This window comes from Paeniglutamicibacter sp. ZC-3 (assembly GCF_025847175.2).
GTDB lineage: Bacteria > Actinomycetota > Actinomycetes > Actinomycetales > Micrococcaceae > Paeniglutamicibacter > Paeniglutamicibacter sulfureus.
The window spans coordinates 46172-60053 of sequence record NZ_JAOYTG010000004.1 but is presented as its reverse complement, the minus strand read 5'-3'; the positions used below and the strand labels follow the sequence as shown (position 1 = coordinate 60053).

General features: G+C 66.3%; 10 protein-coding genes. 4 read left to right on the top strand and 6 right to left on the bottom strand.

Going from position 1 to position 13882, the window contains the following annotated elements; translation table 11 throughout:
• Nucleotides 1-125 precede the first annotated feature (125 nt).
• Both OIU93_RS06375 and OIU93_RS06370 read right to left on the bottom strand, forming a co-directional pair.
• Nucleotides 126-791 (bottom strand): response regulator transcription factor, encoded by a 666-nt coding sequence (locus OIU93_RS06375; RefSeq protein WP_264269253.1) that lies wholly within the window; start codon nucleotides 789-791, stop codon nucleotides 126-128.
• Complete coding sequence (locus OIU93_RS06370) at nucleotides 788-2275, bottom strand: sensor histidine kinase (RefSeq protein WP_264269252.1); 1488 nt, start codon at nucleotides 2273-2275, stop codon at nucleotides 788-790. Before OIU93_RS06370 ends, OIU93_RS06375 begins: the two co-directional genes overlap by 4 nt.
• Nucleotides 2276-2423: 148 nt before the next feature.
• On the opposite strand from OIU93_RS06370, the gene OIU93_RS06365 reads away from it, so the two are divergent.
• Nucleotides 2424-2636, top strand: coding sequence for a hypothetical protein (locus OIU93_RS06365; protein WP_264269251.1), 213 nt, complete (start codon nucleotides 2424-2426; stop codon nucleotides 2634-2636).
• 28 nt (nucleotides 2637-2664) lie between these two features.
• On the opposite strand, the gene OIU93_RS06360 is transcribed toward OIU93_RS06365, so the two are convergent.
• Nucleotides 2665-3036 (bottom strand): iron chaperone, encoded by a 372-nt coding sequence (locus tag OIU93_RS06360; RefSeq protein WP_264269250.1) that lies wholly within the window; start codon nucleotides 3034-3036, stop codon nucleotides 2665-2667.
• 178 nt (nucleotides 3037-3214) lie between these two features.
• On the opposite strand from OIU93_RS06360, the gene OIU93_RS06355 reads away from it, so the two are divergent.
• Both OIU93_RS06355 and cls read left to right on the top strand, forming a co-directional pair.
• Complete coding sequence (locus tag OIU93_RS06355; protein ID WP_264269249.1) at nucleotides 3215-4681, top strand: carboxylesterase/lipase family protein; 1467 nt, start codon at nucleotides 3215-3217, stop codon at nucleotides 4679-4681.
• A 143-nt stretch (nucleotides 4682-4824) separates the two neighbouring features.
• Nucleotides 4825-6333, top strand: coding sequence for a cardiolipin synthase (gene cls / locus OIU93_RS06350; RefSeq protein ID WP_264269248.1), 1509 nt, complete (start codon nucleotides 4825-4827; stop codon nucleotides 6331-6333).
• 206 nt (nucleotides 6334-6539) lie between these two features.
• Here cls and OIU93_RS06345 read toward each other — a convergent pair whose 3' ends face one another.
• From OIU93_RS06345 to OIU93_RS06335, 3 genes are all read right to left on the bottom strand, one after another.
• Nucleotides 6540-7331, bottom strand: a complete 792-nt coding sequence (locus OIU93_RS06345; RefSeq protein WP_264269247.1) for an ABC transporter ATP-binding protein — start codon at nucleotides 7329-7331, stop codon at nucleotides 6540-6542.
• Complete coding sequence (locus OIU93_RS06340) at nucleotides 7324-8247, bottom strand: ABC transporter permease (protein ID WP_264269246.1); 924 nt, start codon at nucleotides 8245-8247, stop codon at nucleotides 7324-7326. Before OIU93_RS06340 ends, OIU93_RS06345 begins: the two co-directional genes overlap by 8 nt.
• A gap of 93 nt (nucleotides 8248-8340) precedes the next feature.
• Nucleotides 8341-9348, bottom strand: a complete 1008-nt coding sequence (locus OIU93_RS06335; RefSeq protein ID WP_264269245.1) for an ABC transporter substrate-binding protein — start codon at nucleotides 9346-9348, stop codon at nucleotides 8341-8343.
• A gap of 416 nt (nucleotides 9349-9764) precedes the next feature.
• On the opposite strand from OIU93_RS06335, the gene hrpA reads away from it, so the two are divergent.
• Complete coding sequence (gene hrpA, locus OIU93_RS06330; protein ID WP_264269244.1) at nucleotides 9765-13751, top strand: ATP-dependent RNA helicase HrpA; 3987 nt, start codon at nucleotides 9765-9767, stop codon at nucleotides 13749-13751.
• Nucleotides 13752-13882: the final 131 nt, after the last annotated feature.

Sequence of the window (13882 nt, the reverse complement as noted above, 5' to 3'; positions counted from 1 at the left end):
CTAACCGCCGCCCCTTTGAGAAAAGGTGCATTGGCTTCCATGAACACTACAGCCCTTGCACCCCGGGACCGTCATTTCCGGGGCGTGATACGCACTACATTCAAGCGGCAATGAGCGGATTGAGCCTAGCGGCCGATGCAGTTTTCGTAGGAATAGACCACGATCTGCACCCGGTCGCGTAGCTCGAGCTTGCGCAGGATCGCCCCGATGTGGGTCTTGACCGTTGATCCGCCCAGGAACAGCTTCTCGGAGATCTCTTGGTTGGTCAGCCCCAACGCCACGGCGGCGAACACCTCCCGCTCCCGCTCGGTCAGCTCCAGGTAGGGCAGGGGAACCTCGGGCACCGGTGCGGGCTCGTCGCGCAACAGCGCGGCCAGGGACTGCGGGGCGATCACTGAGTTGCCGCCGTTGACCGCGCGAATCGATTCGCAAACGAACTCGGGAGTGCTGTCCTTGAGGATGAAGCCGCTGGCCCCGTGCCGGATCGCGGTGGCGGCATGTTCGTCCCAGTCGAAGGTCGTGAGCATGATGACCTTCGGGAGCTTATCGAAGCGCCCCGTCGCGTCCTCGAAGATCTTGCGGGTGGCCTCGACGCCGCCCATCGGCGACATCTGTACGTCCATCAACACCACGTCGGGTTCGTGGACGGCGATCGCGCCCAGGGCCTCGGTGCCGTCGGTTGCCTGCGCCACCACGGCCATGTCAGGCTGGGCGCCGATGATCACCGCCAGGCCGGAACGAAAAAGTTGCTGGTCATCGACCAGCGCCACGCGGATCTGCGGTTGGTTCAACGGGTGGTCCATTCGTGGTTGAGCGGAAAGGTTGCGGCAATCGTGAACAGATCGGGGGCGCCGGCGACCCCGTCCTCGGTATTGATGCTCAGGGTGCCTGACAGACTAGCCAGGCGCTGGCGCATGCCGGCTATGCCGGTCCCGGCGCGCTTGGAAAGGGCCGATGCCTCGAAATAGTTCGTCAGGCTCAGCGTATAGCTCGTGGCGCCCCAGTAGTGCCTGACGTAGATCGGGGTGGTGGCGCAGCCGTGGTGCAGCGCGTTGGCGAGCATCTCCTGGATGATCCTGCGGGTGGCAGGAACGATGTCGGCCGGCAACGGCACCGGCTCCCCCAGCGTTTCCTCGCTGACCTCGTATCCGGTGCCGCGCACGTTCTGCAGGATGGCGGAGATCTCCGAGACCGCCGGGTGCAGCAGGCCCATCTGCGCGGTCTGCAGTGCCATGCTGCGCGTTGCCGTCGACACGGCCTGCCTGGCAGCGGACCGCCTCGCGCCCGTCGCCCCGGTGTCCACGACCCTGGCATCGGTCGACTTGGTTTCCGCGGTTTGCGACAGCACCTGGCGCACCTCGCCCAGGGATCGGCGGGCAGCCTCGGCGATGGTCCCGGTCGTCTCGCGGATGCGAACCACATCTGCGTCGGGGATGAAGCGGATCGAGTCGGCCTGGGCAATGATCACTGCCAGGGAGTGGCCCACGACGTCGTGCACGTCGCGAGCCAGTGCCGCATTCTCCGAGCGCAACCGGGCCAGTTCCAGGGCGCTGTCCGCTTCCTCCCGCGCCCGCGCCGATCCGCGTTCGGCCGTCTGTTTCCCGGCCAAGAGCCGCAGCAACAGGCCTAGCAGCCAGGGCAGCGTCAGCACCGATGCAACCACCACGAAGACCGCGATGACTTGGTTGTTGGTGGGCCAGGCGTTTGACTCCATGGCGCGGAAGAGCGGATCGGAGACCCAGGAGCCGATCCGGCCGATGTAGGCGGTGCCGAGCACCGATCCCGCGGCAATCGACAGGCCCGCGCACAAAACCCACAGCCGTGTGCCGTACCTGGCGGCCATTCCCACCACGTACAGTGCGGCCAGCTGGGCGAGGTCGACGTCCACTCCACGGAGCATCTGCAACAGCGTGCCGACCCAGACCAGCGCGAGCGCCACCCCCGGCAAGACCCGCGCGCAACCGATGGCCACGGCGGCGGCCAGCACGAAGAACGACGTGTCGCCGAGGTAGTTGCCCGAGTACGAGCCCCATAGCAGGAACTCGTGGCAGAAAACCACCAGGGCCAGAAAAAGGGCCGCGGCCGTCACATCGGAGCGCCACCCCCAACGCCCGCGCCAACGAACCGGCTCGTAATAGTCGGCTTCCGCGCTCACCGCTGCCCCGCCGATGCCGGCACGGTCATTGCCTGGCCGGGCGGCCGCCGTGTACGCGGGCAGCTGGGGTTCAGGGCGGGCATTCCGGCCCGACAAGGGCCCGCGGGGCGGGAAACACATTGGTGCATGGTCCTACCGTAGACGCCCGGGTCGGCCGGCGAGTCACCCGCAGGTACCGAACGGATCAGACCCAGGTACCGGTTTCGCCGTTCCACGCCCGGTCCTGGGCCCGATGCGCACGGCAGGGAACGGGAGAAGACTTGGTGTCATGATGAGATTCCCCTCGCAGATCACATGCTCGCGCACGACCAAGGTCACGCGCGTGGCCGTCGCCCTCGCGGCACTGGCCGTCCTTGCCGCCTCGATCTTCGGCCTTTCACATGCCCTGCAGCCGGTGCCGGACGAGCCGCCGGACGCGTGGCATGCACCGACCGGATTCCGCGCCGGCCATAGCCCGATTCCCGCGATTTCCGCACTCTGAACCCGGGGCGGGAGGAGCCTGGCCTTCGTTACATCCAGCGCACGTATTGCTCCCGGAATTCCTTTTCCCTGGCCGTGGCCACCAGCTTGATGAGGTCCAGTGGGAGCGGCTCGTCGTGCGGAAGCTGGATGGATCCCTTGCCCAGCGTGTAGCCGCCCAGCTCCCCGGCGAGCGCCGCGCGTGAGCTGGGCGTGGTGTAGAGGTTGATGTGCTTGGAGAACACCGCGTAGGCCACCAGGATGGTGTCGTCCACGAAGGCAGGTTGCCCCCACTTGATCTGGACGCTGGCGCGGGGCAGCGTCTCGCACAGCGCCTGGTGCAGTGCCCTGGCGCGGGGCTGGAGTTCGGCGGGGACATTGCCGAGGTACTCCTCGGGGGTGGTGCCCGTGATCTTGGCCATGGTGCTCCTTGGGGTTCGGGAAAGGCGCCCCTCGATGGCGGGAGGGACATCGATCTGGCTACATTCTGCCCCATGGGGACCCCGGGAGATCCTCCTGTTCACCCCCCCTGCCCTTGGAGCGGGAAGCCGACTAATCTGGATTTAGGCGTTGGTGTCGCTGGATACGGGAGTGGTCTTGATGGGCCTTGGCAATGATCCGCATGGCATTTCGCTGGTCCGCGACACGCCCTGCGGCCCGGTGGAAGGCGTACTCATCGGCGGCGTCGAACGCTTCCTGGGGATTCCCTATGCCGCCGCGCCCGTGGGCAGAAACCGTTTTGCCGTCCCCACGCTCCCGGAACCCTGGAGCGAAACCCTGGCCGCCGGCCACTACGGACCCACCGCCGGACAGGTCCCCTATTCCGGGGCACTTGGCACGCTACTGCCCACCGTCGTCATTCCCGGCGACGCGTGCCTGAACGTGAATGTCTTTGCCCCCGCCAAGCGCACCTCGGGCTTGCGCCCGGTGCTGCTGTGGATCCACGGCGGGTCGCTGCAGCACGGGTCCAACGCGCTGCCCGGCTACGACGGCACCGCCTTTGCCCGGGACGCGGTGGTCTTCGTCGCGGCCAACTACCGGCTGGGCGCCGAGGGATTCTCGCTGCTGGAGGACGCCCCTCCGAACCTGGGGCTTGCCGATGTCATTGCCGCCCTGGAATGGACCAGGGCCAACATCGCTTCCTTCGGCGGGGACCCGGAGCAGGTCACCCTCATGGGACACGGGGCCGGCGGCACCATGGTGGCAGCACTGCTGGCACACCCGCGCGCCTCCTCGCTGTTCGCGCGCGCCATCATCCAAAGTGCCCCGCTGACCGCCTTGCCCCTGTCCCGGGCCCGACGGATGACCCAACGCATCGCCAAGGACCTGGGCATCGAAGCCACCCGGGAGGAATTCTCCGCCCGCACCCCCGCCGAGCTGCTGGCTTCCCACCTCCGGGTGGCAGCCGATTCAACGCCGTTGAATGGCGGTCCGGCCCATGGGCTGGCGATCGAGCCGCTGCTGGTGCCCCGGGACCCGCTGGAGGCCATGCTCGCCGGTGCCGGAATGGACACTCCCCTGTTGATCGGCACCACAACCCAGGAGTTCCGACTCTGGCTGGGGCCCACTGGCCGCGGCGCCAAGGTCTCCAGGGTGCACCTCGCTGTGGCGCGGCGGAAGGCCGGCATCTCCAAGGAGGCGCAGCGGCTCTACGGGCGCAATCGCCCCGGTGCCGGACCGGGTGAGATCCTGGGCGCCCTGGCCACCGACAAGGTGTTGCGGGTGCCGATGTACACGCTGGCGGATGCCAGACGCTACGCCGGAGGGCAGACCCAGGTCTACGAGTTCGCCTGGCACAGCCCGGTCCAGGACCTGGGCGCGGCACACCGGATGGAACTGCCCTTCGTCTTTGACAATCTGGGCACCAAGGACGCTGCGGGGCTGGTGGGCGAGGAGGCACCGCAGTCCCTGGCCACTGCCATGCACGAGGCCTGGGTCTGCTTTGCCACCCTGGGGTACGCCGAATGGCCGCACTGGGACATCCGCCGCCCGGTGAAGACGTTCAACGGACTGGGCAACGACGTCGTCTTCTCCCCGCGCGACGACGAGGCAGGGGCGATCTGCTGACGCCGCGATCCCCCGCCGACCTCGCCCGGCACCCCGTCACGGCGCTTCCCGTGGCCCACCCCCCCGTGGCGTCGCTGCCGGTTGCGGGCTTCGGCTAGCGTAGCTTGGGGAATGAACAGCGGAATTCGGGGAAAGTTGCATACATGTTTACAGGTGCCTGGTGGTGGGCGACCGCGCTGGTGGTCCTGGATTTGGCCATTCGCGTCCTTGCCGTGGTCTTCGTCCCGCGCAACCGCCGCCCCACCTCCGGGATGGCGTGGCTGCTGGCGATCTTCCTGATCCCCTACTTCGGGGTCATCGCCTTCCTGCTGATTGGTTCGCCCAAGCTGCCGCGAAAGCGCCGCGAGGTGCAGGAGGAGATCAACACGTTCATGCGCTCGATCAGCGCCGAGGAACCCCACGATGAAGCCCGCGGGAAAAACCCTGCCTGGTTCAACTCGCTGGTGGAGATGAACAACGCCTACGGCGGCCTACCCCTGTTGGCGGGGAACTCGGGCCGACTGCTGGGCGACTACGAGCAGACCATCCAAACCATGGCCGATGCCGTCGATGCGGCCACCGACCATGTCCACGTGCAGTTCTACATCCTCAGCGTGGATGCGACCACCGCCGGGTTCTTCGACGCACTGGAACGGGCCATTGCGCGCGGGGTGCGGGTGAACGTGATGCTTGACCACTGGGCCTCACGCGGCAAGCCGCACTATGCCGCCACCAAGGCGCGCCTGGATGCGATGGGCGCGGACTGGCGACTGATGCTTCCCCTGCAGCCGTTGAAGGGCAAGTTCCAGCGCCCGGACTTGCGCAACCACCGCAAGATCCTGGTCATCGACGGCACCGTCGGCTACATGGGCTCGCTAAACATGATTTCCCGCGACTACAACGTGAAGAAGAACATTGCCCGCGGCCTGAAGTGGAAGGAACTGGTCCTGGAGCTGCACGGACCGGGCGTGGCCACGCTGGATGCGGTGTTCATCTCCGACTGGTATTCCGAGACCGGGGAGGTCATCATCGAGGGCGTGCGCCGGGCGGAGCTGGTGGCCAGCGGCGATTCGCCGGGCCGACTGGGCACAGCGCTGATCGAGCACCGCGATGAGCGCGGAACCATGCTCACCCAGGTGGTCCCCTCGGGCCCGGGGTTCGAGCGCGAAAACAACCTGCGGCTCTTCCTGGGGCTGATCCACGCGGCCCAAAAACGCATCGTGATCACCTCTCCCTACTTCGTGCCCGACGAATCGCTGATGTACGCGGTCACCTCCGCTGTCGCCCGCGGGGTCCCGGTGGACCTGTTCGTCTCGGAGGTCGGGGACCAGGCGCTGGTCTACCATGCGCAGCGCTCCTACTACGAGGAACTGCTGCGCGCCGGGGTGCGGATCTACCTCTACCCGGCCCCGTACATCCTGCACGCCAAGCACTTCACCATCGACGACGAGACGGCGCTGATCGGCTCCAGCAACATGGACATGCGTTCCTTCGGCCTGAACATGGAGGTCTCGATGCTGGTGCGCGACGCGGGCTTCGTGGCGCAGATGCGCGAGGTCGAGGACGGATACCGCGGAGTCAGCCGGCTGCTCACGCTCGAGGAATGGCTCAAGCAGCCGCTGCGCTCCACGGTGCTGGACAATCTGGCCCGCCTGACCTCGGCGCTGCAGTAACAGCACCCGCCCGTTCACCGCCGACAGGGCAACCACCCCGCCCCGCGCAGCGCGTTGCCGAAAATGACCGGCGGGAAACGCACAAAGGAGCGGCACCGCCTGAACCGGGCAACCCCCGTTTCGGGGATCGCTCGTGTCTTGGCGTTACCGCTCCCTTGAAGGCTCCTCGCCTCCCTCAGGAGGCAGGCGCCGGGGCGTGGTCCGGGTTACTGAAGCATGGTCCGGTCATCGAGCTGGGCACCCTTGATCTTCTCGAACTCGTGCAGCAGGCCGGGAACCGTCATCTTGGCCTTCTGGGCCGAGTCCAGGTCCAGGATGATCTGTCCGTCGTGCATCATGATCAGTCGCGTCCCCAGGCGCAGGGCCTGTTCCATGTTGTGCGTGACCATCAACGTCGTCAGCTGGTGGCGCACGACGATTTCCTCGGTCAGACGTGCCACCAGCGCCGCACGCTGCGGGTCCAGTGCCGCGGTGTGCTCGTCGAGCAGCAGGATCTTGGGTCCGGAGAACGTGGCCATGAGCAGGCTCAGCGCTTGGCGCTGGCCACCGGAGAGCAGCCCGACCTTGGCCTTGAGCCGGTTTTCCAGGCCGAGTTCCAGCGAGCGCAATTCCTCCACGAACTTCTCGCGCTTGCGTTTGGTGACACCGGAGGCCAACGCACGCAAGGTGCCGCGGCCCAGGGCCAGCGACATGTTCTCTTCGATGGTCATGTTGGGCGCGGTGCCGGCCATCGGGTCCTGGAACACCCGTCCGATGAATCGGGCGCGTGAGTGGTCGGGAAGCTTGGTCACGTCCTTCCCGGCGATGCGCACCGCCCCGGTGTCGGGGCGAAGCTTGCCGCCCACCATGTTCAGCACCGTGGACTTGCCCGCTCCGTTGGAGCCGATCACCGTGACAAACTCGCCGTCGGTGAGCGTCAGGTTGATGTCGCGCAGCGCCTTGCGCTCGTTGACGGTTCCCGGGAAGAACGTCTTGTTCAGGTTGGTGATCTCAAGCATCGACGCCCACCTCCTTTTTGTCGTCGGTGGTGACGGACTTGCTGCGGATGCTGATGCGGTTGGCGAACTTCCCGAAGCCCTTCCACTGCGGCAGCAGCAGGGCGATGACCACCAGGACCGCAGAGATCAGCTTCATGTCGTTGACCTCGAGTCCGGCATTCAGTGCCAGCTGGATGACCAGGCGGTAGGCAACGGAGCCGAAGACGACGGCCAGCGCGGCAATCCAGATGAACTTCTGGCCGAAGATGGCCTGGCCCACGATGACCGACGCGAGGCCGATCAGGATGACGCCGATGCCCATGCCGATGTCGGCGAAGCCCTGAAACTGGGCGATGATCGCGCCGGAGAGTCCGACCAGGCCATTGGAGAGCGCCAGGCCCAGGATCTTCTGGTTGTCGGTGTTCACGCCGAGGGACCGGATCATTTCCTCGTTGTCGCCGGTGGCTCGCATGGCCAGGCCGACGTCGGTGCGCAGGAACCACACGATGGCCGCCACGGCAACCAGGCAGCCCAGGAACATCAACCCGACGGAGGTCCAGGTCCCCAGCCACTGGTTCTCGCGCAGGAAGGTCAGCACCGTGGTCTCGCCCAGAAGCGGGACGTTGGCCTTGGTCATGATGCGCAGGTTGATCGAGTACAGCGCGATCATGGTCAGGATACCGGCCAGCAGCCCGTCGATCTTGCCCTTGGTGTGGAGCAGGCCGGTGATGACACCGGCGATGGCGCCGATGAAGAAGGCGATGGCGGTGGCAATGAACGGGTTGACGCCATTGACAATCGAGATGGATGCGACTGCTGCGCCGGTGGTGAAGCTTCCGTCAACGGTCAGGTCGGGGAAGTCGAGTATGCGGAAGGTCAGGTAGACCCCGAGTGCCATGATCGCGTAGATCAGGCCTAGTTCAACCGCGGTGATCATGGTGGATCCTAGCGTCTTGGGTATTGGGTAAATGTTGGTGGCCGGTCGGAGCAAGCCGACCGGCCACCGGGTGGAACGCGTTGGCGATCGAGTTTACTTGTAGGTCTCTGCAGCCTCGGAGAGCATGTCCTCCGGGAAGGTCATCCCGATCTTCTCCGCAGCAGTGGTGTTGACGTACAGCTCGACCTGGGTGATGGTCTCGACCGGCATCGTTGCGGCTTCGGCCTCGCCCTTGAGGAGCTTCACGGCCATTGCAGCGGTCTGCTCGCCGAGCTTCTCGTAGTTCAGGCCGTAGGTGGCGGTGGCACCGCGCTTGACGGACTCGCCGTCGGCGGAAATCACCGGGATCTTCTTATCCTGGGCGGTCTGCAACAGGCCTTCCAGAGCGGAAACCACGGCGTTGTCGGTCGGCACGTAGAACGCATCGACGTTCAGGCCCGAGGCTGCCTGCTGGACCTCGGAGGAAGCCGAGATGGCCTTCTCTTCGATGGTCAGGCCGAGTTCGGCCGCTGCGTCCTTGGCCCACTGGACCTGGACCCCGGAGTTGACTTCGCCCGAGGAGTAAACGATGCCAACGGACTTGGCTTCCGGCTTGATCTTCTTGAGCAGCTCAAGCTGTTCCTTGACCGGGTTCTTGTCCGAGGTGCCGGTGACGTTGGCTCCCGGTGCTTCCAGGCTGGAGACCAGCTTGGCTTCCAGGGGATCGGTGACGGCGGAGAAAACGACCGGGATGTTCGTGATCGACTGGGCCGCGGCCTGCGCGGTCGGCGTGGCGATGGCCAGGACCAGGTCCATGTCGCCGTCGCTGGCGAACTTGCCCACCATTGCAGTGTTGGTGGCCTGGTCGGCCTGGGCGTTGGTGAAGTCGTACGTGACCTGGTCGCCCTCTGCGTAGCCGGCGTCGGTCATGCCCTTCTTGAAACCGGTCACCACGGCATCAAGGGACGGGTGGGACACATACTGGGCAATGCCGATCTTCACCGGGCCGGCCGCGGCCGAGGAACCGGTGGCCTCCGGCGTGCTGGATCCGCCACAAGCGGTGAGCACCAATGCGGTGGCCGCGACCGAGGCTGCGATCTGTAGGGACTTGAAGATTTTCATTGTGTTCCTTTCATGACGTGCGAGTGTCATGCCTGGTGTTCGGTTTCGGCCAATTCCGGGCAGTTTTCAGGAGTTTGTGCATCCTCGCCCAAACGGCAGGAAGTTCTCCCCATGAATTGCTTCGATACTACATGTGAAGCTACTCACATTTCTTCCATCTACCCTGAATTGCAAGACAAACGGTGATGCATTCATCATCTTGCCATGCATCTTTCATCAATCGCCATCGATAAACGGACAATTGGTATCCCAGTGTCTAGAGAATCAGACAGTACCGTGGACAAAGCCGTGTTTTGACACCTCAAACGCCCCGAAACGGATGACCGGCCGCCGATCCAAGGCGCCGTGCCACGTGTCCGGCCCGACGGCCGGGCAGGCACAGGCCGCCGACGCCGCTGACATAGACTTGGCTCATCATGGCCCTGACGATTTCCTATCCCGAAGCCCTTCCCGTTTCCGCGCGACGCGATGACATCATGTCCGCCATCAAGGACAACCAGGTGGTCATCGTCGCCGGTGAAACCGGTTCCGGCAAAACCACCCAGCTGCCCAAGATGCTCCTGGAGCTGGGCATGGGCGAACGCGGAATGATCGGTCACACCCAGCCCCGCCGCCTGGCTGCGCGCACCGTCGCCGAACGGATTGCCGAGGAACTGGGAACCAAGATCGGCGAGGACGTCGGATTCCACGTGCGCTTCACCGGCGAGGTCTCCCGGGCCACCAAGGTCAAGGTGATGACCGACGGCATCTTGCTGGCGGAGATCCAGCGCGACAAGCTGCTGAAGAAGTACAACGCCATCATCATTGACGAGGCCCACGAACGCAGCCTCAACATCGACTTCCTGCTCGGCTACCTGCGCCGGATACTGCCCCAGCGGCCGGATTTGAAGATCGTCATCACCTCCGCGACCATCGACCCGCAGCGCTTTGCCGAGCACTTCGCAGCAGCCGGACCCGAGGGCGAGGAGCCGGTGCCTGCTCCCATCATCGAGGTCTCCGGCCGCACCTTCCCCGTGGAACTGCGCTATCGGCCGTTGAACCCGGCCGACGGCATGGACGAGGACGAACTGGACCCCGATGCTCAGGCCGAGGACCGCGACCCGCTCGATGCCATCGCCGAGGCCGTGGATGAGCTCGCCATGGAGGCGCCCGGGGACATCCTGATCTTCTTCCCCGGCGAGCGCGAGATCCGCGACGCCGCCGAGGTGCTGCGTGCCCGGGTGAAGACCAACCGGCGCCTGGCCGGGACCGAGATCCTGCCGCTGTTCGCCCGGCTCTCGCTGGCCGAGCAACACCAGGTGTTCAACCCCGGGAAGAACCGGCGCATCGTGCTGGCCACCAACGTCGCCGAGACCTCGCTGACCGTGCCGGGCATCAAGTACGTCATCGACACCGGCACCGCCCGCATCTCGCGCTACTCCCACCGCACCAAGGTCCAGCGCCTGCCCATCGAACGCGTCTCCCAGGCCAGCGCCAACCAGCGTTCGGGCCGTTGCGGGCGCGTGAGTGACGGCATCGCCATCCGCCTGTACTCGCAGGAGGACTTCGAGACGCGCCCCGCGTTCACCGACCCGGAGATCCTGCGCACCAACCTGGCCGCGGTTATCCTGCAGATGAGCTCCATGGGCGTGGTGCGCACAGCCCGCGACGTCGCGGACTTCCCCTTCGTCCAGCCGCCGGATGCCAAGTCGGTCAACGACGGCGTGGCGCTGCTGCGCGAGCTCGGGGCGCTGAACACCGGCACCGAGGCCACCATCACCCCGGTCGGCAAGTCGCTGGCCCAGCTGCCGGTGGACGTGCGCCTGGGCCGGATGATCGTGGAGTCCGGTAACCGCGGCTGCGCCAAGGAGGTCATGGTGCTGGCCGCCGCCCTGTCCATCCAGGACCCGCGCGAGCGCCCCAGCGAGGAAACCGGCAAACGCGAGCGCGCCGCCGAAATGCACAAGCGCTTCATGGACGCGAAGTCGGACTTCTCCTCGCTGCTGAACCTCTGGCGCTACCTGCAGGAAAAGCAGAAGGAGCTCTCCTCCTCCGCGTTCCGCCGGCTGTGCAAGAACGAATACATCAACTATCTGCGCGTGCGCGAGTGGCAGGATCTGTTCACCCAGCTGCGCCAGCTGGCCAAGCCCCTGGGCATCGCGATCTCCCCCGAGCCGGTGGACCCGGCCGCGAACGAGGACGCGATCCACATTTCGCTGCTCACCGGGCTGCTGGGGCACGTGGGCTCCTGGGACGAGCGCAAGCGCGAATACGTCGGAGCCCGCGGCACCCGCTTCTCCGTCTTCCCCGGCTCCGCCCTGTCGCGGAAGTCCACCGAGTGGGTCATGGCCGCCGAGCTGGTGGAGACTTCCCGGCTCTGGGCACGCACCGTGGCCCGGCTCGATCCCAAGTGGGTCGAGGAGGTCGCCGGAGACCTGCTCAAGCGCAGCTACTCCGAACCGCACTGGTCGCGGAACTCCGGCGCGGTCATGGGGTACGAGAAGGTCACGCTCTTCGGACTGCCGATCGTGCCGCGCCGCCGCATCCAGTACTCGCGCGTGGACCCGGAGCTCTGCCGCGAGCTATTCATCCGCCACGCATTGGTGGAGGGCGACTGGAAGACCCACCACAAGTTCTTTGCCCGCAACCGCCGGGTGCTCGAGGACATCGAGGAACTCGAGACCCGCATGCGCCGGCGCGATTTGCGAGTGTCCGACGAGGACCTCTTCGAATTCTACGATTCGAAGCTGGGCCCCGAGGTGGTGTCCGAGCGGCACTTCGACCGCTGGTGGAAGGCCGCACGGCACGAAAACCCGACGCTGCTGGACTTCAACCCGGAGGACATGCTCCAGGCCGATGCCACGGAACTGGACGAAGACGCCTTCCCGCGCACCTGGCGCCACGGCACCCTGGACCTGGACCTGGTCTACGAGTACAACCCGGCGGCCCGCCCCGGGGAATCCGACGGCGTCTCGGTGCGCGTGCCGGTGCTCTTCCTGAACCAGCTGGACCCCGTGCGCTTCCGCTGGCTCATCCCCGGGCTGCGCGTGGAACTGGTCACCGCGCTGATCAAGTCGCTGCCCAAGGCCATCCGCAAGAACTTCGTGCCGGCCCCCGATGTCGCCCGCTCGGCAGTGGCCGCACTGGAGGCCGACTTCAACCCAGAGACCGATGACCTGGCCGCCTCGCTGGAGCTGGTGCTGCGCCGGCTCAAGGGAGTGGTCATCCCGCCCGGTTCCTGGAACTGGGAGGCCCTGCCGCCCCACCTGCGCTTCACCTTCACCGTCGTGGACTCCGAGGCCAAGATCCTGGACGAGTCCCAGGAGCTGGCCGTGCTGCAGCAGACGCTGGCCGCGGCCAACCGTTCGGCCCTGGCCCGTTCCCTGGGCGTCAAGCCCGGGGCCGCCCTGCCCACCGGGGCGGGCACCGGCGGTCCGAAGGCCGCAGTTGGCAACAACGCCAAGGGCGACGGGAAGTCCCGGGCCGCGGCGGCGGCCCAGCGCGGCAAGGGCGGCGCGGTGGCCACCACCATCTGGGAGCGCAGCGGGTTGACCGACTGGGACACCGGGGTGGGCATCAACGGCATCATCACCGAAAAGGTCGTCACCGAGGTCGCCGGGCAGCAGGTCACCGCCTACCCGGCGCTGCTGGATGAGAAGACTTCTGTGCGCCTGACGGTCTTCCGCAACCCCGTCGAGCAGATGGCCGCCCACCGCACCGGCGTCATCCGGCTGCTGCTGCTCAAGGTCCCCTCGCCCGCCAGGTACGTCCTTGACCACCTGAACAACCAGGAAAAACTGGTCTTCACGCAGAACCCGCACGGTTCGGTGGCTTCGCTGATCCAGGACTGCACCATGGCCGCGGTGGACCGGCTCGTTCCCGAGAAGCTGCCCTTCGACAAGGCGGAGTTCGACGCGCTCTACGAACGCGTCCGCGCCGAACTGATCGACACGGTCTTCGCGATCACCGCCATCGTGGAGAAGGTCCTCTCCGGCACCCGGCGGATCAACAAGGAGCTGAAGTCCGCCTCCTCGCTGGCCCTGGTCAATGCGCTGAACGATGTGAAGTCCCAGCTCGAGCAGCTGGTGTACCCGGGATTCGTGGCCAACACCGGCTATGCGCAACTGGCCCAGCTGCCGCGCTACATTGCGGCCATCGAAAAGCGGCTGGAAAAGCTCGGCACCGGGCACCTGGCGCGCGACAACGCCGCGACGCTGGACATCCAGGGACTCGAGGACGAGTACGACGCGGCGCTCGGGCAACTGGTGGCGGGCGTGCGCACGCCCGCCCCGCTGGCGGCGGTGAAGTGGATGCTGGAGGAATACCGGGTCTCGCTCTTCGCCCAGGAGCTGGGCACGGCCTACTCGGTCTCCCCCAAGCGGATTCGCACCGCGATGCGCGAGGGGCTCGCCGCGGCGAAGTAGCCCGGCCACAACGCGGGGCCACCACGGGGATGATCAGTCATCTCGTGGTGGCCCCGTCGTCGTTCACCCGCCCAGTCTCGGCGCTTCGGCCTCGCTCCGGCGGCGCTCCGGCCACGCTCCGGCCTCGCTCC

Bases quoted from the DNA above. Each gene is read 5' to 3' on its own strand.
- OIU93_RS06370 (WP_264269252.1), bottom strand. From the start codon at position 2,275: ATGTGTTTCCCGCCCCGCGGGCCCTTGTCGGGCCGGAATGCCCGCCCT.
- OIU93_RS06365 (WP_264269251.1), top strand. From the start codon at position 2,424: ATGATGAGATTCCCCTCGCAGATCACATGCTCGCGCACGACCAAGGTC.
- OIU93_RS06360 (WP_264269250.1), bottom strand. From the start codon at position 3,036: ATGGCCAAGATCACGGGCACCACCCCCGAGGAGTACCTCGGCAATGTC.
- OIU93_RS06355 (WP_264269249.1), top strand. From the start codon at position 3,215: ATGGGCCTTGGCAATGATCCGCATGGCATTTCGCTGGTCCGCGACACG.
- cls (WP_264269248.1), top strand. From the start codon at position 4,825: ATGTTTACAGGTGCCTGGTGGTGGGCGACCGCGCTGGTGGTCCTGGAT.
- OIU93_RS06345 (WP_264269247.1), bottom strand. From the start codon at position 7,331: ATGCTTGAGATCACCAACCTGAACAAGACGTTCTTCCCGGGAACCGTC.
- OIU93_RS06340 (WP_264269246.1), bottom strand. From the start codon at position 8,247: ATGATCACCGCGGTTGAACTAGGCCTGATCTACGCGATCATGGCACTC.
- OIU93_RS06335 (WP_264269245.1), bottom strand. From the start codon at position 9,348: ATGAAAATCTTCAAGTCCCTACAGATCGCAGCCTCGGTCGCGGCCACC.
- hrpA (WP_264269244.1), top strand. From the start codon at position 9,765: ATGGCCCTGACGATTTCCTATCCCGAAGCCCTTCCCGTTTCCGCGCGA.